The 25,249-nt window shown below is 39.9% G+C and carries 25 protein-coding genes and 2 tRNA genes; 15 read left to right on the top strand and 12 right to left on the bottom strand.

From position 1 onward, the window contains the following. Window positions 1-134 precede the first annotated feature (134 nt). The gene (gene topA, locus V7783_RS02680) at window positions 135-2,852 is read left to right on the top strand and encodes a type I DNA topoisomerase (protein WP_335677421.1); all 2,718 of its coding nucleotides are present in this window, start codon (window positions 135-137) and stop codon (window positions 2,850-2,852) included. A 125-nt stretch (window positions 2,853-2,977) separates the two neighbouring features. Here the strand turns inward: topA and V7783_RS02675 are convergent, their stop codons facing one another. Beyond that, the gene (locus V7783_RS02675; protein WP_335677420.1) at window positions 2,978-3,220 is read right to left on the bottom strand and encodes a hypothetical protein; all 243 of its coding nucleotides are present in this window, start codon (window positions 3,218-3,220) and stop codon (window positions 2,978-2,980) included. A 217-nt stretch (window positions 3,221-3,437) separates the two neighbouring features. Here V7783_RS02675 and V7783_RS02670 point away from each other — a divergent pair, with 217 nt between their 5' ends. Then, complete coding sequence (locus V7783_RS02670) at window positions 3,438-3,986, top strand: TIGR00645 family protein (RefSeq protein WP_335677419.1); 549 nt, start codon at window positions 3,438-3,440, stop codon at window positions 3,984-3,986. 63 nt (window positions 3,987-4,049) lie between these two features. Here V7783_RS02670 and V7783_RS02665 read toward each other — a convergent pair whose 3' ends face one another. Then, complete coding sequence (locus tag V7783_RS02665; RefSeq protein ID WP_335677418.1) at window positions 4,050-5,261, bottom strand: ABC transporter permease; 1,212 nt, start codon at window positions 5,259-5,261, stop codon at window positions 4,050-4,052. Further along, window positions 5,258-6,196: an ABC transporter ATP-binding protein gene (locus V7783_RS02660; protein ID WP_335677417.1), complete on the bottom strand. Its 939-nt coding sequence runs from the start codon at window positions 6,194-6,196 to the stop codon at window positions 5,258-5,260. Before V7783_RS02660 ends, V7783_RS02665 begins: the two co-directional genes overlap by 4 nt. 177 nt (window positions 6,197-6,373) lie before the next feature. Between V7783_RS02660 and V7783_RS02655 the strand changes: the two genes are divergently transcribed. Together V7783_RS02655 and ccoG are read left to right on the top strand one after the other, a co-directional pair. Beyond that, entirely contained in the window at window positions 6,374-7,792 is a 1,419-nt protein-coding gene (locus tag V7783_RS02655) for a sigma-54 interaction domain-containing protein (RefSeq protein WP_335677416.1), read from the top strand. A gap of 125 nt (window positions 7,793-7,917) precedes the next feature. Then, window positions 7,918-9,300: a cytochrome c oxidase accessory protein CcoG gene (ccoG, locus tag V7783_RS02650; RefSeq protein ID WP_335677415.1), complete on the top strand. Its 1,383-nt coding sequence runs from the start codon at window positions 7,918-7,920 to the stop codon at window positions 9,298-9,300. Here the strand turns inward: ccoG and V7783_RS02645 are convergent. From V7783_RS02645 to V7783_RS02635, 3 genes are all read right to left on the bottom strand, one after another. Then, window positions 9,297-9,719, bottom strand: coding sequence for a hypothetical protein (locus V7783_RS02645; protein WP_335677414.1), 423 nt, complete (start codon window positions 9,717-9,719; stop codon window positions 9,297-9,299). The two genes, ccoG and V7783_RS02645, sit on opposite strands and share 4 nt — an antisense overlap. Before the next feature lie 183 nt (window positions 9,720-9,902). Continuing rightward, a complete protein-coding gene (locus tag V7783_RS02640) occupies window positions 9,903-10,814 on the bottom strand; it encodes a M14 family metallopeptidase (protein WP_335677583.1) in 912 nt (303 codons plus the stop codon). A gap of 101 nt (window positions 10,815-10,915) precedes the next feature. After that, window positions 10,916-11,482, bottom strand: a complete 567-nt coding sequence (locus V7783_RS02635) for a hypothetical protein (protein ID WP_335677413.1) — start codon at window positions 11,480-11,482, stop codon at window positions 10,916-10,918. A gap of 464 nt (window positions 11,483-11,946) precedes the next feature. Between V7783_RS02635 and V7783_RS02630 the strand changes: the two genes are divergently transcribed. Then, window positions 11,947-13,233, top strand: coding sequence for a sensor domain-containing diguanylate cyclase (locus tag V7783_RS02630; RefSeq protein WP_335677412.1), 1,287 nt, complete (start codon window positions 11,947-11,949; stop codon window positions 13,231-13,233). 40 nt (window positions 13,234-13,273) lie between these two features. Here the strand turns inward: V7783_RS02630 and V7783_RS02625 are convergent, their stop codons facing one another. From V7783_RS02625 to V7783_RS02600, 6 genes are read right to left on the bottom strand one after another with little or no spacing between them, the layout of a single operon-like run. Beyond that, window positions 13,274-13,993, bottom strand: coding sequence for a pseudouridine synthase (locus V7783_RS02625; RefSeq protein ID WP_335677411.1), 720 nt, complete (start codon window positions 13,991-13,993; stop codon window positions 13,274-13,276). Between the two features lie 2 nt (window positions 13,994-13,995). Then, a complete protein-coding gene (locus V7783_RS02620; protein WP_335677410.1) occupies window positions 13,996-14,325 on the bottom strand; it encodes a TusE/DsrC/DsvC family sulfur relay protein in 330 nt (109 codons plus the stop codon). 3 nt (window positions 14,326-14,328) lie between these two features. Further along, window positions 14,329-14,595, bottom strand: coding sequence for a DsrH/TusB family sulfur metabolism protein (locus tag V7783_RS02615; protein WP_335677409.1), 267 nt, complete (start codon window positions 14,593-14,595; stop codon window positions 14,329-14,331). Beyond that, window positions 14,592-14,948 (bottom strand): sulfurtransferase complex subunit TusC, encoded by a 357-nt coding sequence (gene tusC, locus V7783_RS02610; protein WP_335677408.1) that lies wholly within the window; start codon window positions 14,946-14,948, stop codon window positions 14,592-14,594. Before tusC ends, V7783_RS02615 begins: the two co-directional genes overlap by 4 nt. Continuing rightward, window positions 14,945-15,298, bottom strand: coding sequence for a sulfurtransferase complex subunit TusD (gene tusD, locus V7783_RS02605; RefSeq protein WP_335677407.1), 354 nt, complete (start codon window positions 15,296-15,298; stop codon window positions 14,945-14,947). Before tusD ends, tusC begins: the two co-directional genes overlap by 4 nt. Before the next feature lie 55 nt (window positions 15,299-15,353). Continuing rightward, window positions 15,354-16,019 (bottom strand): Bax inhibitor-1/YccA family protein, encoded by a 666-nt coding sequence (locus tag V7783_RS02600; protein ID WP_335677406.1) that lies wholly within the window; start codon window positions 16,017-16,019, stop codon window positions 15,354-15,356. A gap of 252 nt (window positions 16,020-16,271) precedes the next feature. Here V7783_RS02600 and V7783_RS02595 point away from each other — a divergent pair. The 10 genes from V7783_RS02595 (at window position 16,272) to V7783_RS02550 (ending at window position 25,138) form a co-directional block, all read left to right on the top strand. Beyond that, window positions 16,272-16,362: transfer RNA gene (locus tag V7783_RS02595), tRNA-Ser, on the top strand. A gap of 51 nt (window positions 16,363-16,413) precedes the next feature. Continuing rightward, a tRNA-Ser gene (locus V7783_RS02590) sits at window positions 16,414-16,504 on the top strand. A gap of 142 nt (window positions 16,505-16,646) precedes the next feature. Next, on the top strand, window positions 16,647-17,042 hold the full coding sequence (locus V7783_RS02585) for a hypothetical protein (RefSeq protein WP_335677405.1): 396 nt from the start codon (window positions 16,647-16,649) through the stop codon (window positions 17,040-17,042). 125 nt (window positions 17,043-17,167) lie between these two features. Continuing rightward, on the top strand, window positions 17,168-17,629 hold the full coding sequence (locus V7783_RS02580; protein ID WP_335677404.1) for a GAF domain-containing protein: 462 nt from the start codon (window positions 17,168-17,170) through the stop codon (window positions 17,627-17,629). Further along, on the top strand, window positions 17,626-17,904 hold the full coding sequence (locus tag V7783_RS02575; protein WP_064666123.1) for a hypothetical protein: 279 nt from the start codon (window positions 17,626-17,628) through the stop codon (window positions 17,902-17,904). Before V7783_RS02580 ends, V7783_RS02575 begins: the two co-directional genes overlap by 4 nt. 15 nt (window positions 17,905-17,919) lie before the next feature. After that, the gene (gene proQ / locus V7783_RS02570) at window positions 17,920-18,570 is read left to right on the top strand and encodes an RNA chaperone ProQ (RefSeq protein ID WP_335677403.1); all 651 of its coding nucleotides are present in this window, start codon (window positions 17,920-17,922) and stop codon (window positions 18,568-18,570) included. Window positions 18,571-18,598: 28 nt separating this feature from the next. Beyond that, a complete protein-coding gene (gene prc, locus V7783_RS02565; RefSeq protein ID WP_335677402.1) occupies window positions 18,599-20,638 on the top strand; it encodes a carboxy terminal-processing peptidase in 2,040 nt (679 codons plus the stop codon). Window positions 20,639-20,811: 173 nt separating this feature from the next. Further along, window positions 20,812-22,275 carry a Na+/H+ antiporter NhaC gene (gene nhaC, locus V7783_RS02560; protein ID WP_335677401.1) on the top strand — a complete coding sequence of 488 codons (1,464 nt, stop codon included), beginning with the start codon at window positions 20,812-20,814 and terminating at the stop codon, window positions 22,273-22,275. 43 nt (window positions 22,276-22,318) lie between these two features. Next, window positions 22,319-24,913: an aminopeptidase N gene (gene pepN / locus V7783_RS02555; protein ID WP_335677400.1), complete on the top strand. Its 2,595-nt coding sequence runs from the start codon at window positions 22,319-22,321 to the stop codon at window positions 24,911-24,913. 3 nt (window positions 24,914-24,916) lie between these two features. Continuing rightward, window positions 24,917-25,138 carry a DUF2835 domain-containing protein gene (locus tag V7783_RS02550; RefSeq protein WP_335677399.1) on the top strand — a complete coding sequence of 74 codons (222 nt, stop codon included), beginning with the start codon at window positions 24,917-24,919 and terminating at the stop codon, window positions 25,136-25,138. The last annotated feature ends 111 nt before the right edge of the window (window positions 25,139-25,249 follow it).

Genomic DNA, 25,249 nt, shown 5'->3' with positions numbered 1-25,249 from the left:
TTTAATTAATCATTAAAAACAGAAAAGTTTGTATTAAAAGCTTGTAACAATTGGTGTTTGTAGATATACCTATAAATATTCGCGCTCGTAAATGGGCAAAACAAATTAAAATACTTGGTTAGAAATAGGCAACTATGGGCAAATCGCTAGTAATTGTAGAGTCTCCTGCTAAGGCTAAAACAATTAATAAATATTTAGGAAACGATTTTATCGTCAAGTCCTCAATTGGGCATGTACGAGATCTTCCTACCTCCGGTTCAGGCAAAACCAAAACGGCTGCTGTAAAAACGCCTGCAGAAGTGCGTAAAATGGCACCAGAAGAAAAGGCCGCGTATAAAAAACAGCGTGATTATACTAACCTAGTTGCTCGAATGGGCATTGATCCAGATAAAGGCTGGCAGCCACATTACGAAGTATTACCAGGTAAAGAAAAAGTTGTTCAAGAATTACAAAAGCTTGCTGAAAATGCTGACCAAATCTATCTCGCAACGGATTTGGATAGAGAAGGGGAAGCGATTGCTTGGCATTTGCAAGAGATCATTGGTGGCGAGCCAGAAAAGTATAAGCGCGTAGTATTTAACGAGATCACTAAAAATGCCATTCAGGCTGCCTTTGAAGCGCCTGGAGAGCTAAATACCGACATGGTCTATGCCCAGCAGACTCGTCGCTTTTTAGACCGTGTGGTTGGTTTTATGGTGTCGCCATTGTTATGGGCTAAAGTTGCCCGTGGTTTATCTGCTGGTCGCGTACAGTCTGTTGCAGTACGTTTATTGGTGGAGCGAGAGCGCGAGATCAAAGCATTTATCCCTGAGGAATTCTGGGATATTCATGCTGATGTTAAAAATACAGAATCTAAACTTCGTTTAGAAGTGGTTAAACAAGGCGATAAAGCCTTTAAACCTGTTAACGAAGCCCAAGCTATGGCTGCAAACGCAGCACTAGAAAAGGCTGAATATAAGGTTATCAGTGTTGAAGAAAAACCAAGTAAGAGTCGTCCAAGTGCGCCACTTATTACTTCAACTATGCAACAAGCGGCAAGTACTCGTTTAGGTTATGGTGTTAAGAAGACCATGATGCTAGCACAGCGCCTGTATGAAGCCGGTTACATCACTTATATGCGTACTGACTCGACGAATTTGTCCAAAGATGCGGTGGCTATGTGCCGTGATTATGTAAGCGAGCAATACGGCGATAAGTATTTACCGAAAGAGCCTATTAATTATAGCTCTAAAGGAAATGCACAAGAGGCGCATGAAGCTATCCGTCCTTCAAGTGTTACGGTTTTATCTGGTCATTTAGATGGCGTAGACCCTGATGCTAAAAAACTTTATGAGCTGATTTGGCGCCAATTTGTTGCCTGTCAGATGGTTGCTGCGGAATATGATTTAACTACCTTAACGGTGAACGCCGCTGATTTTCAGCTCAAAGCAAAAGGCCGTGTACTTCGTTTTGATGGTTGGACTCGAGTACAACCTGCCGTTCGTAAGAAAAATGAAGAAGACCAATCTCTGCCAGCAATAAAAGAAGGCGAGATATTAAGCCTTGTTGAGCTTGATCCTAAACAGCATTTTACCAAGCCGCCAGCGCGTTTTAGTGAAGCGAGTTTAGTTAAAGAGCTTGAAAAACGTGGCATTGGTCGCCCATCTACGTATGCCTCTATTATCTCAACAATTCAAGATCGTGGCTATGTACGGGTTGAAAACCGACGTTTCTTTGCAGAAAAAATGGGTGAAATTGTTACTGATAGATTAGTTGAAAACTTTACTGATCTGATGAACTTTGACTTCACTGCAAAAATGGAAGGCCGCTTAGATGATATTGCCGAAGGTGAGCGCGTTTGGACTCAGGTACTCGACAAGTTTTACGCTGATTTTTCTACTCAATTGACTTTAGCCAGTGGCGAAGAAGATGAAGGTGGAATGCGTAAAAATGAAATGGTTGAAACTGACATTGACTGCCCAACGTGTGGCAGAAAAATGGGTATTCGCACCGCTTCAACAGGAGTATTCTTAGGCTGTACCGGTTATAACTTACCACCTAAAGAGCGTTGTACTACAACGATGAATTTAGTGTCAGGTGACGAAGCGGTTGCTGCTGATGTTGAAGATGTTGAAACCGAAACCTTAATGCAAATGAAGCGCTGCCCAATTTGTGAAACGGCGATGGATTCTTACCTTATCGATGAAACTCGCAAATTACATGTCTGTGGTAACAACCCTGCTTGTAAAGGTTATGTAGTCGAGCAGGGCACATTTAAAATCAAGGGTTATGATGGCCCTATCATTGAATGTGATAAATGTTCATCAGATATGCAACTTAAGTCAGGACGTTTTGGTAAATATTTTGGCTGTAGTAATGATGAATGTAAGAATACTCGTAAACTACTGCGAAGCGGTGAAGCTGCGCCACCAAAAGAAGACCCAGTACAATTACCAGAGCTTGAATGTGAGAAATCTGATGCGTACTTTGTGCTACGTGATGGTGCTGCAGGTATTTTCTTAGCAGCGAATACCTTCCCTAAATCACGCGAAACGCGTGCTCCGAAAGTGGAAGAGTTACAACGCTTTAGAGATCGTATCTCACCTAAGTTTTATTATCTTGCGGATGCCCCAGCCAAAGATCCTGAGGGTAACTTAGCGGTGGTACGTTACAGCCGTAAGAATAAAGAACAGTATGTAATGACTGAGGTTGACGGTAAAGCAACAGGCTGGACTGCGCATTTTAATGCAGGAAAGTGGGTTGAAGAGGCGAAGAAAAAAGCCGCTGTGAAAAAGAAACCAGCCGTTAAAAAGGCAACAGCTAAAAAAGCGGCACCTAAAAAAGCAACTAAAGCGAAGAAAGACGCTGAGTAAATAGACTAGCAAATGCGCTTAGCGTATTTGCTAGTTGCACAACGGATAACAAAAAAACCGGAACGCACACCCTTGTGACAGTCCGGTTTTTTTTATGTCAAAATTTCGCAATGGCAATTTTGAAATTAAATTTGTACGTCAGTGACTTTTTTGTAGCCTTCAGACTCAAGCTCATCATTAACGCATTTTAAAACGTATGGCTTAAGCGCTTCATTGCTGATGTCGTCGTCTTTAGCCCAGTTTAAACACATTTCTGTGTATTCTTTAATTGTTTCGGCTGAAGCGTCAACAGCATCATCTGCAACTGCAAATGTTGTATAAACAGCAAACAGAGGTGCGACGATAAGTGTTAGCAATGCTTTTTTCATTCGTTCATTCCTAAAAAAGTAGTGACAATTGTTTTTGATAATTAAAAACAAGAGTGATCCAATCAAGCAATACGCTGTTGGTAAGTGGATTTTTAAACGAAATGACAATAAAAGATAACGAAATATTTTTATCGTAAAGACAAATATAATGTAATTTAAATAGAGCAGGCATTTTATAAAATGGTATCTTAGACAATAAACCATTTTAGGAACTAATATGTCTCATAGCCAACCACCAGAAGTGACGCCACGGGTCGCATCTAAATTAGAAAAATTTGTTGAAAACTTCATTTTTAGTGCCCGCTGGTTACTGGCGCCTTTTTTTATAGGGTTGCTAGTTGCAATCGTACTGTTGCTGCTAAAATTTTTTAAATACTTGTATCACATGGCTGTTAATACATTCAGTGCCACCAATGAGCAGTTATTAGTAGGGATTTTAACCTTGGTTGATACCGCTCTCCTCGCTGGTTTATTGTTGATCATAATTTTTAGTGGTTATGAGAATTTTGTTTCTAAACTCAATATTGGTAATCATGAAGATCGTCCTGCCTGGATGGGGAAAGTGGGGTTTTCGGGCTTAAAAATGAAATTGATCAGCGCTATTGTCGCCATTTCTGCGGTAGAACTGTTAAAAGTATTTATTAGTTCACCGAGTCAAACCAGTGACGAGTTAATGTGGAAGGTGATCATTCACGTTACCTTTGTAATATCAGGTGTACTGTTTGCACTCACTGATTTTATTAATAGTAAAACGCACAATCATTAAAAAGGCAGCGAGACAAAGGCTCGCTGCTTGTTTAAATTGTTAAAACATAGCTGAGCCGATTAATTATCCGGCTTTAGAATTAAATATACTTTGCCACATCACTTTTAGGCTCGGCTCTTTTGCATACATATTCATACCCATTTTAAAGGTGCGCGCGGCAAAAATACGCAAGAAATAAAAGCAAATGATACTCAGTAATAGTGATAGCAGCGGTTGCCAAAATGAAAGTTCAACTACCGACATGCGTACCGGCATTACGGCAAATGCAGTAATAGGTAAGTAGCTAAGTGCAATAGTTAAAATACTATTTGGCGATTCTATAACAAAAAAAGCAATAGCAATCGGGGCTAGCGGAAGCATCATTAAAGCGCTTTTACTGCTGTGGTTAGGGTCATCAATTCCAGCTGCAACTGCGGCCATAAATGCGGCACAAATGCCAAGTCCAGCAATTGCAAACGCAAAAAACCAAGGCAGTAATGACCAATTTACAAAATGTAGATTAAGCGCTTGTTGTTTAATTACCACAGTAAAAAACAACATTGATAACACAATCGATAATAGCGTACCAAACATAGTCTTAATGGCGAGCAAAATTTGCCCAAGTAATTTGCCATCGATCCATGTTTGTGGGGTCATAGCTGCCAGTAACTGTTCGGTTACCCGGTTTTGTTTTTCGCCAGTTATACTTACAAACAGCTGACCAAAGACCCCGAACATTGCGACAAAGAGTAATATCAATACCCCAAATGCGGTGTATGTTTGACTACGATCAGCTTGATTTTTCAAAAGTTCATCTAGGACTTTATGTTCAATTGCAATACCTTGTGTTAACTCTAGCTGTTGCTGTTCACTTAAGCCTAAACTATCAAATTGAGCCTGTTGCAACTGGGCTGTGAGTAGTGATTGCAATGACGTTTGCCATGCTGATTTCGTAGCGGTAATTAAAGTATACGCGTTACTCGCTTGGTCAAACTTAAGCACGCCATCGAACTCAGAGTCTTGGGTTAAATTTGCAATGATGGCGGTCAAGTCATCGTGTTTAGTAAATTTAAATTGAGTTGTAGAAGGCTCTGTCTTTACGCTAATTGGCTGATTACTTGCTAAATGATAGCTTGTTTCGAGTTGACTACTCGTAGTGGCAAAAAGATAAATAACCCCTGCAATGGCGAGCATGATCAACTTTGAAATGATCTCTTGTTTAAGTTTAAAAAAGTGTAAAAACTCCCATTTAGCCACAGTCCATAACTGTTGTTGAGTTAATGATGGTCTGCTCATTGTGTAATTCCTTGCACTTGTTTCGCGTTATGCTCTGCAACTGCTTGTAAATAAATTGCATGCAAAGACTGGGTATGATTTTTAAACTCACACACTTCACCAATCGTTAGTAACTGAGATAGCAATTGATTCAGGGATTGCTGCTCTGTCACAGTGATGGCTAATTGATGAGCGTGCATGTGCTCTATACAATACGTTTCACTCAACTGGCAAATGGACTGCGGTGTAATGACATTTTTAAAAGTGATGTGAATAACGTTATTTTGTGCGTTTTTCAGGACATCACTAAGTTTGCCATATAGTACACTTTCACCTTGGTTTAACAGCAATACCCGATCAGCGAGTTTTTCTACCATGGCCATCTGATGAGCGCTTAAAATAACGGTCATACCTTGTTGTTTTAATTGTGCTAAAAACTCAACAACTAACTCTTGGTTAATTGGATCTAGGCCAGAAAAAGGCTCATCTAAAATTACCCACTTTGGTTTATGTAAAATAGCCGTGATCAATTGGATTTTCTGCTGATTCCCTTTTGATAGTGATTTTAAAGGATCGTTCAAGCGCTCAGTTAAATTAAACTTACCTAACCAATAGGCGCACCGCTGCGTAAATTCGCTATCTTTTACACCGTGTAATGCAGCAAAAAATTGTAGATTTTGTTTTAGTGTTTTTTCTGGATAGAGGCCACGATCCTCTGGTAAATATCCAAGTAAGTGAGCTGGGATTGACGTATATGTGTGTCCATCATCAGTCAGTTCAATGGAGCCACTGTTTGGGCTGGAAAAGCCAACTAGCATTTTGACTAACGATGATTTACCTGCACCATTGGGGCCAAGCAGAGCAAAAACTTCTCCCGCTTGCACCTCAAAAGAGAGTTTATTCACGGCCACAACGTGTTGGTGGCGTTTCACAAGATTGTTAATGATTAAAGACATGTGTTCCCTACATTGTTTTTGCTTATCTTAATAGTTAAAAGCTATTTATGTAACCACTTATATTGTAAGTAAAGATGTATATACCAATGCGAGCCCTAGATAGTAAATTCAGCGTTTCACAGCGGCTCAATATCAAGGCATAATGTTCGTGATATTTCGCGAATCTGGTGTGATGTAATGATAAAACAATTTTTAAATGATCCAAGTCTATTGTTAAACGCTGTGGGTGAGGGCATTTATGGCTTTGATTTAAGCGGTAATGCAGTGTTTGTAAACCCGGCGGCAGAGCGGATGACTGGCTGGCGTGCAGATGAGTTACTGGGTAAAAAAATTCATCAATACCACCATCATAGTCATGCGGATGGTCGCCCATACCCAGCAGACGAATGCCAAATATATTGCACTATGTTTGATGGCAAACATCGTGAAGTTAAAGGCGAAGTATTTTGGCGTAAAGATGGAAGTCGCTTTGCGGTGGAATACACATCAACTCCAGTATACAAAGATCAGCAATTGATTGGTGCTGTCGCGATATTTCGCGACGTGTCAAAGCAGCAGCAAACAGAGCAGGCTTTGCGAGATGCTTTAGCACGAGTAAAGCATCTAAGTGATCAGTTGCAAGAGCAAAATAACTACCTTATTGCTGAACTTAATGAAGATTGGCAAGAGTCTGGTTTAGTAGGCAAAAGTCATATTTTTCAAACCATGCTAGAGCAAATTAAATTGGTTAGCCCGACCGATAGCACTGTATTGATATTAGGTGAGAATGGAACGGGTAAAGAGCTTGTCGCTCGCAACTTACACCGTTTAAGCGCACGAAGTAAACACTCGTTTATTAAGGTAAATTGCGCCGCCTTTACCGCTAGTTTATTGGAGTCGGAGTTATTTGGCCATGAGAAAGGCGCGTTCACGGGGGCTAATGAGCATCGTAAAGGACGATTTGAGTTAGCCGATAATGGCACGCTGTTTTTAGATGAAATTGGCGAACTGCCACTTGAGTCACAAAGTAAGTTACTGCGGGTACTGCAAGAACATGAATTTGAACGAGTAGGCAGTAGCGTGACTCGTAAAGTTAATATTCGGGTGATTGCAGCCACTAATCGTGACTTGTGGGAGATGGTGCAATCAGGTCGCTTTAGAATAGACTTATATTATCGGTTAAATGTTTTTCCAATAACAGTTCCCTCGCTAAAACAACGTAAAGAAGATATCCCTTTATTATGCAGTAACTTAATTGCACAGCTAAATAAACGCCTCGGTAAGCAGCTAAAAGGACTGAGCAAAAAAGCCATTACACAGTTACAAGCCTATGACTGGCCGGGCAATATTCGCGAATTACAGAATGTGTTAGAGCGTGAAGCGATTTTATCTCAGCAGTCTGTATTGCAGTTGAGTCAAGCCCTAAATAAGGGGGCAGTCTTGAGTAATAATACGGATTTGAATTTAGATGCCGTACAACGGTTACATATTTTGGCGGTGTTAGAGCTTTCCAATTGGCAAATTTCAGGCAGCCAAGGAGCAGCGGTTAAGCTAGGAATGCCAGAGAGTACATTGCGTTCAAAAATGCGTAAACTAGCAATCAATAAAAGGTCGTGATATATCGCGTAGTCGATTTCAGTATTTTGTTTTAATTCCTTAATATTCATATGGTTATTTTATCTTTCAGTTTGGTCTGAAAGTTGCAAAAGAGTATTTAACCGTCACATTAAGTACTCGTAATTATGAAATTTGATATTAAAGAAGAAGACATGATCATTAAGCCCTATAACCACGAAGGGCCAATTTATATTCGTGAGCAAAAAGGGTTTTTTCAACGTATTCGGCGCAATCTTGGCTGGATACTGATGCTTACATTTATCGCTATTCCCTGGATCCCATACCATGGCAAACAAGCGGTGCTACTGGATGTTGCAAGTCAACAGTTTACAATTTTTGGGCTGACCTTGTTGCCACAGGATTTCATGATCTTGGCATTGCTATTTATGTTAGGCGCCTTTGCATTGTTTTTTGTGACGAACTGGCTTGGCCGAGTATGGTGCGGATATACTTGCCCGCAAACTATTTGGATGCTGATGTTTTCGTGGGTGGAGCAACGAGTAGAAGGTACACGTAATCAGCGTATCAAGTTAGATAAATCTGGCTGGACATTATCAAAATGGCAGAAGAAAATAATCAAGCATAGCGCTTGGTTACTTATTTCATTATTCACTGCCACATCATTTATGGCGTACTTTATACCAGCAAAATCCTTGTACACAGATATGCTTACGCTGCAGTGGTCGGGGGTAACCAGTTTTTGGGTCTTTCTTTTTGCCTTTTGTACGTATGGAAATGCAGGGTTTCTAAGAGAAAAAATGTGTACGGTTGCTTGTCCATACTCTCGCTTTCAGGCGGTGATGTTTGATAAAGATACTTTACTCGTGACCTATGAAGCTACCAGAGGTGAACAGCGCGGCCCACGCAAGCGCAAAGCAGATCATCAAGCATTAGGGCTTGGCGATTGCGTCGATTGTAATTTATGTGTTGAAGTGTGTCCTGCGGGGATTGATATACGCAACGGCATGCAATATGAATGTATTAACTGTGGTTTATGTATTGATGCTTGCGACGATACAATGGAAAAATTTGGTTACCAAAAGGGCCTTATTAAGTACGCCAGCGAAAACCAAATGGCGGGAGGAAAAACGAATCCGTTTAGATTAAAACTGATAGGCTACGGTTCGCTGACCGTCCTTTTAATGGTTTCAATGTTGACCTGGTTATTACAAAGAACACCAATTGAGGTATCAGTGTTGCGTGACCGTAACGCGTTATATCGGGTAAATTTTGAAGGATTAGTAGAGAACCCTTATACTTTGACGATTATCAACAAAACTCAACAATTAGTACATTATCGAGTTGCAATAAATGGACTTGCAGTGGCTACGCTACAAAGTCCTGAATTAACCCCCGTTGCTGCAGGGCAAATGAAGCGCATTCCTGTAACGGTCGTTGCAGATGGCTATGATTTGCCTAATAAGGTTAATCAGTTAGACTTTGTTATAACTGCACAAGAAGACAGTCGAATTTCAAGCACAATCAGTAGTGTCTTTTATCGTAATTAAACGAGTAATTGCATCGCTTTCTCGGTCATCGTTTTACTAACAAATGCTTTAGCTTGGGCTAAGTTGTTAAAAAGACACGGGCGAATATCCATATCTAGCCCCGCATTATCGAGAATGCGTTGCATTTGATTGATTACGATCGATGAATCAAAAATATAGGCACTGGCAACACAGCCTTTGCGAGCCATGGTGGATGTTAATAACGTCAGTTGTTGTTCTGCCTGTGGGGTTGCTGCTAAAAGTTTCTGAGAATGACTAATGTATCCCCATGGTTTATTTGCAAACTGTGCTACTTGCGTAGATAAACCATTAGCAAATGCAGTCACTAAACTGGCATTCAGATTACCGCAGAAATCAGCGATGATGATATTTTGTTCAGAATGTAAACTAACTTGGCCATATTTATTGATAAATTTCAACGTGCTTCCTTGTGAGAAAATTTAAGAGCGCGAATTTTATACAATTAAAGCGTAAAGTCTAGTTTTTTATCAAAGTTTTATAAATTTGCATTGAATAATCATTTTGAGAGATTTTGTTGATTTGAATATGCTGTTCTGGGCCTGTTTCATGCACAGGCCCAAACGTTTATGACTCACTAATGGCTATGCTAGTAAATGATCTAAGGCTCCTGTAATGGCTGCAACTTGCGCTAAAATACATTCTTCATCAGTTGCTGTTGGGCTATCAGGGTATACTTCCGTTGTGGTGACATACGGTGCATCAGTAAAGCCCATGCATAAACCAAGCTCTCTTGCTGGGTAATTGATCACGCCAAATTGCTCGAGTGGCACACCGATTAATTGGTTATTCTCATCGCTTGGGGCAATGTGCGTTACTTTAGCAACGCTATCAATGATAGCTTTTTGAAACTCAGGCATTGGTTTAGTGCTATCAGCTACAAGGTAAAAACCATCAGGAATATTCCAGTTTGTATTGGTTTTACCATCACGGGCAGCTAAAGCTGGACGAAACTCACTGTTATCGGAATCGGTTGTCTCATGCAAGTCAATATGAACATGTGGTTTTATATCATGGTCGTTCATATACTGAATCAGCGCTGCAGATTCCGGGGCAGAGCTGTCAGCATGAAAAGAGCGATTTGGATCTATAGCAGCTGGATCCCAGCGATTAATCGTTTCATAACCCCATGGACTAATACAAGGCACAACGATCACGTTAAAATGGTCCGCATAATGTGCGGCTTTTGTTTTTGCAAAACGTAATGCGCCATGAACACCACTGGTTTCATAACCATGAACGCCACCAGTTACTAAGACTGTGGGCTTAGTTTCTTGCCAATGTTTAGATTTGATAACATAAAGAGGGTAACGTTGTGGATCAACATCAAGCGCGCCATATTGCTCAACATCAAACTGCCCACTAAGCTCGTTAACTAAGGTGACTACTTGAGATTGATAGCACCGTTTAATTTTTTGTTTATCAAGCCATTGTTGTTTATTTTCAGCATTCCAAGGGCTGCCTTGAGTGCCAATAGGGTAGTTACTTTCGCTCATAGAACCTTCATATTTTTTCATAAAGGCTTAAGCTTATCGCTGTGCTAACTTAGCTGCAACCACTCAGTAGAAGAACATCGTTTTTCATAGCCACTTTAATTTTAAATGTATTCGTATAAATTGGCATGTTTGCGCTTATGGGCTGCAAATAAATAGGCTCTTAGTTGTTCTCGGCCATGATATATCTGCGTAATTTTTGCTGCAATACCCTGTTCACTGACCCGAACAGGTTCAATCTCTATGCTAATTTTTTTCTTATTTGGTAAAATAAACTTTAACTGCTGGGGAGTTTTTCTTAGCTGCTTTTTTGACAGTGGCTTTAAAAATAGTCCAGTGCTTGAGATTGATTCTATTTTAAAATCTTGGTTTTGGATTTCGAGATTGTCCCAGCGCCAACAACGTTTTACGCCTTGGGTATCGATCACTTCTGGGGCACTTAAATAGGGTGTTATAGTGCCCGTTTCATCCACTTTTAGTTCAAGTGGAAACCACAGTTGATAGTGGGCAATTTCAGCGAGCAGGGTTAACTTAGCATGATTAAATAAATGGGCTATACCCATCGGGATCTCACTTTGCAAAGTCAGGGTATGCGTAGGGTTTAATTGTGTCGGACCATCAGTTTGATATAAGTCCAATATATAATTTAGTTCTTCCTTCGAAATATTCATGTAACACCTCAATCCATTAAAGCGGTAATTTTTTTATAAACTAAGCAAGTTTAATGCCGAGCTTTGGCCCTGTTCAAAACAACCCATTACGATAGTTAACTATTAATGTGTATGAAAATTAATAGTCTCACAGTACAGATAACGGCAAGTTTACATAATTCTTTAATAATTTAATATGACTACGTTATTAGTAAGGCATCATTATGAGTTATTAAACTTTTTACTGTTGTGTGATCTGTTGTGTGATCAGTTGCCTCAGGAAAACTATATGTAATAACATAAATAGCTGGATTTAACCGTTTAAAAAAAGTATTTTAAAGTTGTATTTTGTTTACACCTCACATTAACGCTCATTGTAAACGTTGTTTTTTGTTAATTTTTCACGCTGTTGATTTCTGACACTTTGGCATGTAAAAATCCTTCACGTGAATTATCTTTATATCATTTCCTCGGGCATCAATTAAATGGTTAAATTAGTCACCGTTCATTCATCACACAGCCAACTTTTCGTTGATTTTTTGCAGCGTTACGCAGTATACAATGATGAGCAGTTAGAGGTCATGAGCTCTGAAATGACAAGTACTTTACGGTTGGATGCATACTGTCTATTTGAAACTATTCAGCAAAGCCTTTTGCAACAAGACACGCTCTATCAGGATTTTGATGAGCTGCTTTTAAAACTTACCAACAGTAATCAAATAGCAAACGTGGATCAATGTTTGTTGTTACACCTGCTAAGGCAATGGTGCAGAGAATGGTCATTTGCTTTGTCTATGGCAACAAAAAAGCACGGGCAAGCTGACATTAAAAATAATGTGCATAGAGCAACAGAATCCACATCATTAGATATAAGTAAATATGCTAACTTGTTCGCTCAGGTGCCTATTCCATTGTGTAATGTATGTACGCTTACGGGTAATATAATTAGCGTGAATCAGCGTTTTATAGATGCTTTTGGCTATGACCTTGACGATACCCCCACGTTAGCTGCGTGGTGGTTAAACGCTTATCCAGATCCTCAGTATCGCGCGCAGGTGCAACAACAATGGCAACAGGCGATGATCGACGCGCGTATTAACAATACCGATATAGAGCCACAAGATTACCAAGTTAGTTGTAAAAATGGTGAGCAAATTACCATGGAAATATCAGGGACCATCATAGGGCATGAGTTTTTAGCCATTTTTAAAGATGCTACGCAGCGCTTAGCGGCTGAAGATATTCTTCGTGATATGGCATTTTTAGATTCATTAACCCAGATTGCAAACCGCCGCTGCTTTGATGATACTTTAAACAAACAACTTGAATTAATGCCTAAACAATTAAAACCTCTGTCGATGATTTTGCTTGATATAGATTATTTTAAGCAATATAACGATAACTACGGCCATGTTAAAGGCGATCAATGTTTATACCAAATTGCTCAATGCATTGCGTCTTTATTAACCAACGAACAGGATTTTGTAGCGCGTTTTGGGGGCGAGGAATTTGTTGTGTTAATGCCAAACAGCAACGCAAAGCAGGCGCTCAATACCGCATTACAGATCCAACAAGCAATTGCTCAATTAGCTATTAAACATGAATATGCTGAATTGGGTTATATTAGCTTAAGTATGGGTATTAAAACGCTCGATAATCTCAGCGATGAAGGGGACCTTTATTTTGTTGATGCTGCTGATAAGGCCTTGTACCAAGCAAAAAGAAAAGGCCGAAATGCTATTGTCGTTAGTAAAGATTTATACCACGATTAATCAACAACTGGCCGTATACAATCAACGTTATTTCCTCAGCTTATTGTTCGCCATCTATGACTCTATACTCACCGCTGGCTATCCCTTTTAACGTATAGTCACCAATTCGATAGCGGATCAAACGTAAAGTTGGGTGATTGATGTGAGCGGTCATACGCCTTACTTGTCGATTTCTTCCCTCTGTAAGAGTGATACTTAGCCAACTGGTAGGAATGCTTTTTCGCTCTCTTACACAAGGATTGCGTGGCCATATAGTTGGCTCAGCAATACGCTTTACCTCAGCGGGTAGGGTAAGACCATCTTTAAGCTCAACCCCCTGACATAGGCGTTTAATGGCTTCATCCGAAGGCTCTCCTTCAACTTGCACCCAATAAGTCTTGCTGGTTTTTTTATTTGGCGCAGTTAGAGTATTTTGCAACTTGCCACAATTAGTCAGTAGTAATAGACCTTCACTGTCTCGGTCTAACCGCCCAGCAGCGTAGATATCTTTGATGGTGATAAAGTCAGCCAAGGTTTGTCGGTCTTGCTCATCAGTAAACTGGCACAGCACATCAAAAGGCTTATTGAATAACACCACTTTACGTTCACTTGCGGCAATTGCTGGCTTTATTTCACGTTTTACTGAGCTATTGATTTTTTTTGTGATAACGCCGCTGCGATTATAACTACGGCCACTGTTACGACGTTTAGTTGTATTACTTTTCGGTGTGCTTTTTTTAGGTCCATTGCTTTTAGGACCATTGTTTTTAATAACAGTCATGGTTAAATACACCGTGCAGGTTTTGGCAAACCGGCGATTTTAGTTGCTTGCTTTGCTGGGCCCTTCGGAAACAATTTATAAAGGTAAATACTATTGCCTTTATCTTCACCTAACGCTTTTGCCATTGCTTTTACTAACATTCTTATTGCAGGACTGGTGTTGTACTCTAAATAAAAATTACGCACAAAGTGGATCACTTCCCAATGTTGGCTGGTTAATTCTATATTTTCCTGGGCAGCAATAATGGGCGCTAATTCTTCACACCATAAAGTGTGATTGAGTAAATAGCCTTGCTTATCTGTGTCAATAAGCTGATTGTTAAATTCAAGCATGGGTTACCACGTGATTGAGTGAGAAGTCGATAAAGTAAGTGCGACGAAGTCATCATAACTAAGCGCAAGGTCAGGTTTATTTATAGCTATATCGCGTACTTTTGCGTCATCGGCAAGAATTAGTAGTTGTGTTGCAAGTTGCCTAAATTGCGACGTTGCAAAGCAGGCGTCGCTTAGTAATAGCACCTGATCACTAGGTTGAATAAGATTAACCAGTTGATCAGTATTGTAATAGCTAAGTGGCTTAGAGAATATATGCAAAGTGCTCATAGGGTCACTATTTGTTGTTGTTGGCTAATAAGGGTATGTTGTTGCTGATAATTAAGCGCTTTAACTGGTATTAGCAGGCTATTTTTATCAAGGCCATATTCAAGCAATGATTTTTCACAAACATAGATGTTTTCAACATCATAAATTTCCAATGTTTTGATGCTTTTAAAATAGTTTTTTAAGCCAGCATGTTCTGGTTGTTGCTGTTTTTTTAAGGCAAGTACCGCTGGGCCTGTGAATAACCAGCTGATATTTTGCTCCACTGCCGCAAAGATCAAAGTCATATCCAGTGCATCACGAATATGTAAGTCATCAAAAGGACTATGTTGGCTTAAAACAAGTACATTAATCATTTAAATTGCACCCATTTGTCGGCATCACTTGCGAGCATGGCAAACTCAGCAAGACCTGCAACAGTGAAAACACCAGTATTATTTATATCTAAACCGCGTTTTTCGGCGGCAGTAACACAGAGCATTAAATTAACCCCTCGATTATATAATTGCTGCCAAAGAGAATTGATAGGTAATTCATCGCAAGCGAGGCTTAATTGTTCACTGGCATGAAATACACCGTGCTGATACAAAAAAAGTGCATCAATTTGATGACCTAAGCTTAAGCAAGCATCAGCAAATTTAATTAACCGCTGTGTGGCGTCATGATCGGATGGTGCGCTGTGCAGAGAAAGTACAAATCGTGCCAAAATTTTTCCAATAAAAAAGCCCCTAAAGAGGGGCTATTTTAACAGAACTATTTAATTAGTCATTATTTGCGCCAAGAAGAGCAAGTAATGAAGTAAATAAGTTATAAACACTTAAATATAGAGAAACCGTTGCACGAATATAGTTAGTTTCGCCACCATTAATGATACGGCTAGTATCAAATAAGATAAGACCAGACATAATTAATACAACCGCTGCATTGAGCACCATAAACATCAATGAACTACCAATAAAGATATTCACGATACTGGCGATGATCACAACGATAAGACCAACTGTTAAAAAGCCGCCCATAAATGAGAAGTCTTTTTTAGTATTAAGTGCGTAAGCAGATAAGCCTAAAAATATTAGTGCAGTAGAACCTAACGCTTGCATAATAAGCATAGGGCCATTAGGCATAGCCGCGTAATGGTTTAGTAGTGGACCAAGGCCTGCGCCCATTAGACCAGTGAAGGCAAAGACCCAGGCAACGCCTGATGCACTGTCAGCTTTTTTATTTACAATAAATAATAGGCCGAAAGAAATAAGTGTGAAAACTAACCCCATAAAATAAGGAAGTTGTAATGCCATTGAAATACCAGCCGTCACAGCACTAAATGCTAATGTCATAGCCAATAAGAAATAGGTATTTTTTAATACCTTGTTTGTTTCAATGGTCGACATAACCGGTCTAGCGGTATTGTACGATTGATTAAATGCCATTTTAGAGCTCCTTTAGAAACCTATTGTAAGTTCCGATAATTAAACTGAAGTTAGATTACCAAGACTTCTATATTTGGGCAAACCTTTGTAGTTCAATAGACCAATAATTAAAAAGAAAAGTTCAAATTTGTATGGTTTTTACACTTCACTGCGTTAAGAGTGTACAAATTAATTGTTTTTTAAGCACTTAAGCATTTTTTTGAAAAAAAAGCTTCACAAAGACCACGGCCTTCTCTATTATGCAGGCCGTGCGGAGAGATGGCAGAGTGGTCGAATGCACCGGTCTTGAAAACCGGCAGGGGTTTATAGCCCCTCTAGGGTTCAAATCCCTATCTCTCCACCACCTAATTACAATAGTTATGAGTACACTCTTACTCGTGACTTATAAAGTTTCGGAGAGATGGCAGAGTGGCCGAATGCACCGGTCTTGAAAACCGGCAGGGGTTTGTAGCCCCTCTAGGGTTCAAATCCCTATCTCTCCACCATTTATTAAAGCCCGCTTACTAAGCGGGCTTTTTTGTATCCAAAATTCGTAGTTTGAAAATTACGACCATAGTCTCTATTTCGCTGTTGTAAAACATCATGCATCCTTAGTACTTATTCTTAGCCTGATTTTAAGGACGTATTATGAAACATCGGCTTGCGAAAAGTGTGGGTTTATCTTTGTTGTCACCGGTGATCATTGGCACTGTGCTCGGTATTTATTATGCACTAACGCTAAGTGGTGAACCAATGACGACTTTTTTCAATTTATTGATGAGTGCGATAGCCAATGCCCATATTGTAGGCTTGACCATGGCTGCATTTGTCGTCCCGGGTTACCTATTAATGTACAAGTACGCAAAAGTAAATTACTCAGGTGTGCTGACATTGGGTTTACTCGGTGGGGCAATATTTAGTTATTTGCTTAGCGCCACAGGCGGTATGGTATTTTTAATTAACACCGCAATGTCTGCACTTGCCGCTGGGCTATTTTTATATGGCTTAAGACAAGGTGCTGTAAAACAACAATCTCCTCAATAGCAGAATTATTAACCAAGCTTGCTGAAATTTAGGGCAAATTGTTTTTTTTTGCCTTGAAAAGGTTTCAATTATTGGCGACAAAGAGTACCTTTAGCTACTGTATGTTTGATAAGAAGTAGTTTGGTATGCAAAAGCAAGAATTTTACCAGTCATTAGTTAAACAAACTGAATCGCTAATTACTGGTGAGCCTAATATTATTGCCAATATGGCGAATATCAGCGCGCTGTTATTTACATCACTTGATGATGTTAATTGGGCTGGTTTTTATTTAATTGACTCACCAACTGAATTAGTGCTTGGTCCGTTTCAAGGCAACCCTGCATGTATCCGTATTCCAGTAGGAAAAGGGGTCTGTGGGACTGCTGCTGCAACTGCACAAACTCAACTTGTTGAAGATGTACATGCATTTGCAGGACATATTGCCTGTGATGCAGCGTCTAATTCTGAGATAGTAATACCGATCCATAAAAATGGTGAAGTATTTGCAGTATTAGATATAGACAGTCCAAGTATTGCTCGGTTTGATGCGGATGATAAGCTAGGTTTAGAAGCACTCGTAGCGTGTTTTGAGGCAACAATTGCATGAAAGACTTAGTAAATGTACAGGATTATCTGTTTGCCATCACCGATGTGGGTGATTGGGAAGGGGATGAAGAACACGTAGCGGAAACGCTCAATGATTTAATTCATATTGCTTGGGATCGTCTTCCTGATGACACGGAATGTGAATTAATTGATGAAATAATTAATGGTATTTGGGAACACCTTCGAGGTGATATGGCTGTAATTGAAGCCGACTTTGAAGAGCTGGTCGACTGGGTAACACACTACGTCGATTCGTCCCTTGATGAAAAGATGTGAAACATAGGTTCTAAAATGGAAACCACAAACAAGCTAAAAGATATTAATGAAGTGTTGGAATTTTTATATCAAGAATTCCCGCAATGTTTTAAACAAAAAGACGGCATCAAGCCGCTGAAAGTAGGTATCTTTAAAGATATCGCTGAGCGAATTGAAGGGTCTGAAAAGGTAAGTAAAACGCAGGTTCGTCAAGCGCTTAGAAAATACACGTCTAATTGGCGTTATTTAGAAGCAGTGACTAAGTCTGAGTTTCGCATTGATTTAGATGGCAACCAAGGGGCTAAAGTCGAGCAAGAACATATTGATCATGCTCAAAAAGCCCTTGAGGAAAGCCGTGCGAAAATGGCTAAGCGTAAAAAAGCTCAGCGCCCACGTAATGACTCAGACACAAAATCTTTCAAAAAGAAACCTGGCCAATTCGGCAAATCAGCTGATAAAAACGCTAAAGTTAACACTGCACCAGCGAAAGCTGCACCGGCTAAACGTTCAGGAAAAATTGAACCTTTACCTGCAAGTGAGGTCAAGGTTAATAACAAAGTTAAAGTTAAACTTGGCCAAGCACTTGTTAATGCCGTAATCACTGAAGTGAACAAAGATGATGTTCACGTTGAGTTGGTAACGGGCATGCAAGTTAAAACTAAAGCAGACAGCCTGTACATTATCTAAAAGCTGTATATAAATTAAGGAGTTGTGTATGAGTAAGAAGTTTAAACTCATTCCGTTAGTTGCGGCCCTGTATTCGGGTTTATTATTTGCATCAGATGTTGCTGATGTCGCTGATGTTGTTACGGCAAAAGATTTGCCAGTCCTTACACAAGAAAGTCAGCATAGTACGGCTAGCAAACGGGTGACGAACTTATTTACTCGTGCACATTACAAACCAATTCGTTTTGATGATGCACTTTCAAGTAAAGTGTATGACCGTTATATCGAATCCCTTGATTTTAATAAAAGCGTCTTTTTGGCTGCGGATATTGCTTCATTTGAGCAATACCGCAACCAATTTGATAATGCGCTGACAACAGGCAAACTTGATTTTACCTTTGATATTTTCAACCTAAGTATGAAACGCCGTTTTGAACGTTATGAGTATTCATTAAGTTTACTTGAAAAAGAAATGACGTTTGATGAGGCTGATGAATATTACTTTGATCGTGAAGATGCTGATTGGGCAAAAACGCAAGATGAGCTTGATGAGCTTTGGCGTGAACGTGTTAAATATGACGCACTACGTTTAAAAATGACCGGCAAAGATTGGGCCGGTATTAAAAAAGTACTGACAAAGCGTTACCACAATGCACAACGCCGTCTAGTGCAAACTAACAGTGAAGATGCATTTCAAATAGTAATGAACTCATTTGCGCGTAGCATTGAAGCGCATACTTCATACTTATCACCACGCAGAGCTGAACAGTTTAAGATGGACATGGATCTTGAACTAGAAGGTATTGGTGCCGTACTTAGCTATGACGAAGACTATACCGTGATCCGTAGTTTAGTTCCCGGTGGCCCTGCTGACAAATCTGAGCAAATTAAAGCGGACGACCGCATTATTGGTGTTGCTCAAGATCAAGAAGAATTTGTTGATGTAATTGGCTGGCGTTTAGATGATGTTGTCGATTTAATTAAAGGCCCGAAAGGCACTAAAGTACGTTTGCAGTATTTAAAAGGTGTTGACGACCATGGCGCACCAAAAGTCGTTGAAATTGTACGCGACAAAATTCGTTTAGAAGACCGCGCTGCAAAATCAGAAGTCTTTGAGGCACAATATTCTGATTTAACCAGTAAAATAGGGGTCATTGAAATCCCAGGTTTTTACAATAATCTGTCTAAAGATGTAAAAGTTGAACTTGCTAAGCTAAAAGAAGCTAAGGTTGATGGCATTATTATTGACCTACGTCAAAACGGTGGTGGCTCGCTTTATGAAGCAACACAATTATCTGGCTTGTTCTTCGATCAAGGCCCTGTGGTACAAATTCACACGTTGAATAATCGTATTGAAGAGCAAAAAGACCGTGACGGTGTAACATTTTACGATGGTCCATTAACTGTATTAGTTGACCGTTATAGTGCGTCTGCTTCAGAGATTTTTGCCGCAGCTATGCAAGACTATGGGCGTGCAGTTGTTATCGGTGAGCAAACCTTTGGTAAAGGTACAGTGCAACAGCATAAAGGCTTAGGCCGTGCTTACGATTTATATGATAATCCTCTTGGCAGTGTACAGTACACCATTGCAAAATTTTATCGTATTAATGGTGGCAGTACTCAGCATAAAGGTGTTATCCCAGACATTTCATTTCCATCAGCAATAGATCCTGCAGAGTGGGGAGAAAGCCAAGAAGATAATGCTTTACCGTGGGACAGTATTATACGCGCAAAATATACGTCAGTTGATGACTTACATGCGGCAATAGCGTACTTAAGCAAAGCACATGATGAACGTATTAAGTCAGAACCTGAATTTAACTATGTGTTTGAAGATATTACCCGCTATAAAGAAGAAAAAGATCGTAAAACAATTTCATTAGTTGAAGCCCAGCGTATTAAAGAAAAAGACGAAGGAGAAGCGCGTGCATTAGTACGTACTAATGAAAGGCTCGTACGTTTAGGTGAAAAGCCTGTTGAAAACTTGGATGATGTTCCTGACGTGTTAGACGATTTAGACCCATTTTTAGAGGAAGCCGCATTAATTACACAAGATTATATTAAATTTGGTCGTGTAGCTAAGAAATAGGGCGATTTTCCCGATTAATTTAAAAAGGCGCTGTTGCGCCTTTTTTACTGCCTAAAACTCTTGATTTGGGTATAATTACCGATTAAACGCAGATAATTAGTTACGCTCAATGTCGTGTTCGTGCTAAAAATAATAATTAAACGCGTATATAAATACGTGTAGGAGCCTCTATTTTGAAGTCATTAGAAGAAAAACCTATCCAACAGGCCAGCTTTTTTGATGCCCTGATCCCCATTACTGTACTGATCTGTTTACTCGGTGCTGCGGTCTACTTATTTGGTGATAGTTCATCATCAGGACCAAACCAAATAGCTTTATTGTTTGCAACCTTTACAGCGGCATTGATTGGCCTCAAAAATGGTTATACCTGGAAAAAACTTGAACAAGCAATGATTGAAGGGATCACGTTATCATTGGGCGCGATATTGATTTTATTGATGGTGGGCGCCCTGATCGGTACTTGGTTACTCTCAGGCACTGTGCCAACGTTGATTTATTACGGCTTACAAGTCATCAACCCTAGTTGGTTTTATGCTGCTAGTTGCTTAATATGTGGCATTGTCGCAATGAGTATTGGTAGCTCTTGGACTACAGCGGCAACAATTGGTGTTGCGTTACTAGGGGTTGCCACCGGACTTGGTTTAGAGCAAACAGTGACCGCAGGGGCGGTAATTTCCGGTGCATACTTTGGCGACAAGCTCAGCCCATTGTCTGAAACAACAAATTTAGCCCCAGCAGTTGTGGGCGCAGATTTATTCGAACATATCCATCATATGCTGTGGACTACGGTGCCAAGCTTTGTTATTGCTTTGATTATCTTTATTTTTATGGGCTTTAATGCCACTGCATCCAGTGAAGCAGGGCGTATCGATGAAATAACAGCCATTTTACAGCAAAACTTTAATATCGGATTTGAAATGTTGGTACCATTATTAGTTTTACTCGTTTTAGCGATTAAAAAAATGCCTGCATTTCCAGCGATTTCAATAGGTGCGGTGATTGGTGCCGTTTGGGCTATGCTATTTCAGTCAGATTTAATTGCATCGCAAATAGATGGCTCTAAAGGTGAAATTGTTGGTTACTTTAAGTTAGTTTGGACGACTTTTTTTGATGGTTTTACTATCGCAACAGGCGATGAAAAAATGAATTCATTACTCAGTGGTGGGGGTATGTCAGGTATGCTTACAACCACTTGGCTTATCATGACTGCCTTGATGTTTGGTGCCATTATGGAAAAAACGGGGCTACTTGATATTTTTGTAAAAAGCATTCTTAAAATTGCTAAAAGCACTGGTTCGTTGATCACCGCGACAATCGCGACTTGTATTGGTACAAACGTGATTGCAGCTGACCAATACATCGCTATCGTGGTGCCTGGGAGAATGTTTAAAGAAGAATATGAAAAACGTGGCTTAAAGCCTGTTAACTTATCAAGAACCTTAGAAGATGGTGGCACAATCACCAGTCCACTTATCCCATGGAACACCTGTGGTGCTTACATGCAAAGTGTGTTGCTGATCAACCCTTTTGATTATGCGTTGTATGCATTTTTTAATCTTATTAATCCATTCTTAGCTGTTGTGTATGCTTACCTAGGTATTAAAATTTTACGTATTAAGCCTAAACAACAGGCATAAATTAGTTGCTCCCCGGATAGGGGAGCCCTTTTTGGAGTTTTCCATGACTGCATCAAAAAAACCTCAAGCCCAGTATCTAAAAGACTACCAAGCTACCCCGTATTTTATTGACCATGTAGATTTAACCTTTGATCTTGCCCCATTAAACACCCGTGTAACAAGTGTGATGACCATTAATAAAATGGTTACAGGCGCGGCTGATTTAGCGCTTGATGGCATTGATTTAACATTAATTTCTATTGCTGTAGACGGCGTAGCTTATAGCGATTATACACTTGTTGATGAGCAGCTGGTGATCCATAATTTACCAGCACATTGTCAGATAACTATCGTTAATGATATTGCACCAAAAACGAATACTTCCCTTGAAGGATTATATTTATCCGGTGGTGCGTATTGTACGCAATGTGAGGCACAAGGTTTTAGAAAAATAACTTATTATCTTGATAGACCGGATGTGCTTGCCAGTTTTGATGTGACCATTATAGCCGATCAGCAATTTACTCATTTACTGTCAAATGGCAATAAGTTAGCTGCGGGTAAACTAGATAATGGTCGCCATTTTGCTAAATGGCAAGACCCATTCAAAAAGCCAAGTTATTTATTTGCCTTAGTTGCCGGTGATTTTGATGTACTTGAAGATACCTTTGTCACCAAAAGTGGTCGCAGTATTGAATTAGCCTTATTTGTTGATAAAGGAAACCTAGCTAAAACACCTCATGCAATGACTTCACTTAAAAAGTCGATGCAGTGGGACGAGCAACGCTTTGATCTCGAGTATGACTTAGATATTTACATGATTGTTGCCGTTGACTTTTTCAATATGGGAGCGATGGAAAATAAAGGTCTAAATATCTTTAATTCGAAATGTGTGTTGGCTAATCAAGAGACTGCAACAGATAAAGATTATCATACGATAGAGTCAATCGTAGGACATGAATATTTTCACAATTGGACGGGCAACCGTGTTACCTGCCGCGATTGGTTTCAACTGTCGTTAAAAGAAGGCTTAACGGTTTTTCGTGATCAAGAATTTAGCAGTGATTTAGGATCGCGAGCACTCAATCGTATTGATGCGGTCAAAGTAATGCGTACTCACCAATTTAGTGAAGATGCCGGCCCTATGGCGCACCCAATTCGTCCAGAACAAGTGATTGAGATGAATAACTTCTATACAGTGACTGTGTACGACAAAGGCGCTGAAGTGATTCGTATGATGCATACGCTTTTGGGGGAGCACAAGTTTCAACAGGGTATGGCCCTTTATTTTCAGCGCCATGATGGACAAGCTGTTACATGTGATGATTTTGTTGCGGCCATGAATGATGCCTCAGGGATTGATTTAACCCAATTTAAACGTTGGTACAGCCAAGCTGGGACACCACGCTTAATTGTTGAGCAAAATTATGATGCCCAGCAAGGCGTTTTTTCGCTCAACATAGAGCAGCTCGCGCCTGTCAATCAACCCGATAACGCGCCTTTACATATTCCATTTGCTATAGAGTTACTTGATGCGCAAGGGCGTTCTGTGCCATTAAGTTTTGCTGGAAAGCGCGTTGACCATGTACTGGATGTGATAAACAAACAGCAAAGTTTTATCTTTGACGGTTTAACGGCAAAACCCGTAGCAGTGCTTTTAGAAGATTTTTCAGCGCCATGCATAGTTCAACAACAAACTACACAGGCTGATTTATTACATATAATGCGTTTTGCCCGCAGCGATTTTTCGCGATGGGATGCCCAGCAACAGTTATTAATCAGTGCTGTTAAAACTGCCATTGAAAACCCTGGCAATAACTTGCTTGATGACAATATTATCAATGCGCTGCGCAGTTTACTTATTGAAAGAGAAGGTGATTTGGCTCTGATAGCTGAGCTGTTAAAATTACCAAGTTTTGATACTTTAGCGGCAGAATTTGCAGTGATCCCAGTGGATGAAATTGTTGCTATTAGCCAGCAGTTTGAACTACAAATTGCCGAGCAACTGCAAGACGAATTCACGACTTGTTATCAAAGTTTAATCGATGATGGCTCTGTCAGTGCTGAAGCTGTCGCAGTGCGTGCTTTAAAAGGCATGTGTTCACACTATTTGGCAAAAATCGATGAGCTTGCAAATAATCAGTTGCTTGTCAGTGGCGCTAACTCTCAGAATATGACTAATGTTTTAGCGGCCTTGAGTGCTGTAGTAAAAGCTGATAGTCCATTAGCTGCTGAGCTTTTAAATCAATTTGACAGCCAATGGCGCCATGATGTGCTAGTGATGGATAAATGGTTTGCGCTACAAGCAATGCAAGGTGGTGACAACGCCATCTCCAACATCAAAAAATTATATGAACATCCGTGTTTTGACTTCTCTAACCCCAACCGTGTTCGGGCGTTAATAGGCAGCTTTAGTCATTTTAATACCGCACAATTCCACCGTAAAGACGGCGCAGGTTATCAGTTATTAGGTGATTTACTGATTAAGTTAAACGCTATTAATCCACAAAACGCATCACGTATGCTTACGCCGTTTATGTCATGGCGTCGCTATGATGAAGTACGGTCTGTAGCGATGAAAACTCAGCTGCAGCGTCTTGCCGATCTCGATAACCTCAGTGATGATTTATATGAAAAAGTAGATAAAGCATTGCAATAATTTATGATTGAATATTATTTTCTACTTAATCTTACCTACAAACAGTGTATGGATTATTACGAAGGTAAGTACACTTCAGTACAAGTAACAGAAGATGGCGGCAAAAAAGTTCGTTTTGCCGCAAGTCATTTACGCCCTTTTATTTCTTCGTTAGGAGTGAGGGGGCGCTTTCGACTATTACTGACTCCTGAACATAAATTCTTACGTTTGGAGCGCGTAGCTTAAAACAGTATTTTAAAATAATTACTTACAATATTGTTTTTTTTGTTAATTCAATTTGTCCTATTGTTAATTTACGTGTATAAATTATCTGGTAGGACGTCTTACCATTACGTA

The organism is Pseudoalteromonas sp. (assembly GCF_036960685.1).
Taxonomy (GTDB): Bacteria; Pseudomonadota; Gammaproteobacteria; order Enterobacterales; family Alteromonadaceae; genus Pseudoalteromonas.
This window is presented reverse-complemented; position numbering and strand designations above follow the sequence as displayed.

What these genes read in the sequence shown, in the direction of transcription:
- topA (WP_335677421.1), top strand. Translation starts at nt 135, where the DNA reads ATGGGCAAATCGCTAGTAATTGTAGAGTCTCCTGCTAAGGCTAAAACA.
- V7783_RS02675 (WP_335677420.1), bottom strand. Translation starts at nt 3,220, where the DNA reads ATGAAAAAAGCATTGCTAACACTTATCGTCGCACCTCTGTTTGCTGTT.
- V7783_RS02670 (WP_335677419.1), top strand. Translation starts at nt 3,438, where the DNA reads ATGTCTCATAGCCAACCACCAGAAGTGACGCCACGGGTCGCATCTAAA.
- V7783_RS02665 (WP_335677418.1), bottom strand. Translation starts at nt 5,261, where the DNA reads ATGAGCAGACCATCATTAACTCAACAACAGTTATGGACTGTGGCTAAA.
- V7783_RS02660 (WP_335677417.1), bottom strand. Translation starts at nt 6,196, where the DNA reads ATGTCTTTAATCATTAACAATCTTGTGAAACGCCACCAACACGTTGTG.
- V7783_RS02655 (WP_335677416.1), top strand. Translation starts at nt 6,374, where the DNA reads ATGATAAAACAATTTTTAAATGATCCAAGTCTATTGTTAAACGCTGTG.
- ccoG (WP_335677415.1), top strand. Translation starts at nt 7,918, where the DNA reads ATGAAATTTGATATTAAAGAAGAAGACATGATCATTAAGCCCTATAAC.
- V7783_RS02640 (WP_335677583.1), bottom strand. Translation starts at nt 10,814, where the DNA reads ATGAGCGAAAGTAACTACCCTATTGGCACTCAAGGCAGCCCTTGGAAT.
- V7783_RS02635 (WP_335677413.1), bottom strand. Translation starts at nt 11,482, where the DNA reads ATGAATATTTCGAAGGAAGAACTAAATTATATATTGGACTTATATCAA.
- V7783_RS02630 (WP_335677412.1), top strand. Translation starts at nt 11,947, where the DNA reads ATGGTTAAATTAGTCACCGTTCATTCATCACACAGCCAACTTTTCGTT.
- V7783_RS02625 (WP_335677411.1), bottom strand. Translation starts at nt 13,993, where the DNA reads ATGACTGTTATTAAAAACAATGGTCCTAAAAGCAATGGACCTAAAAAA.
- V7783_RS02620 (WP_335677410.1), bottom strand. Translation starts at nt 14,325, where the DNA reads ATGCTTGAATTTAACAATCAGCTTATTGACACAGATAAGCAAGGCTAT.
- V7783_RS02615 (WP_335677409.1), bottom strand. Translation starts at nt 14,595, where the DNA reads ATGAGCACTTTGCATATATTCTCTAAGCCACTTAGCTATTACAATACT.
- tusC (WP_335677408.1), bottom strand. Translation starts at nt 14,948, where the DNA reads ATGATTAATGTACTTGTTTTAAGCCAACATAGTCCTTTTGATGACTTA.
- V7783_RS02600 (WP_335677406.1), bottom strand. Translation starts at nt 16,019, where the DNA reads ATGGCATTTAATCAATCGTACAATACCGCTAGACCGGTTATGTCGACC.
- V7783_RS02585 (WP_335677405.1), top strand. Translation starts at nt 16,647, where the DNA reads ATGAAACATCGGCTTGCGAAAAGTGTGGGTTTATCTTTGTTGTCACCG.
- V7783_RS02580 (WP_335677404.1), top strand. Translation starts at nt 17,168, where the DNA reads ATGCAAAAGCAAGAATTTTACCAGTCATTAGTTAAACAAACTGAATCG.
- V7783_RS02575 (WP_064666123.1), top strand. Translation starts at nt 17,626, where the DNA reads ATGAAAGACTTAGTAAATGTACAGGATTATCTGTTTGCCATCACCGAT.
- proQ (WP_335677403.1), top strand. Translation starts at nt 17,920, where the DNA reads ATGGAAACCACAAACAAGCTAAAAGATATTAATGAAGTGTTGGAATTT.
- prc (WP_335677402.1), top strand. Translation starts at nt 18,599, where the DNA reads ATGAGTAAGAAGTTTAAACTCATTCCGTTAGTTGCGGCCCTGTATTCG.
- pepN (WP_335677400.1), top strand. Translation starts at nt 22,319, where the DNA reads ATGACTGCATCAAAAAAACCTCAAGCCCAGTATCTAAAAGACTACCAA.
- V7783_RS02550 (WP_335677399.1), top strand. Translation starts at nt 24,917, where the DNA reads ATGATTGAATATTATTTTCTACTTAATCTTACCTACAAACAGTGTATG.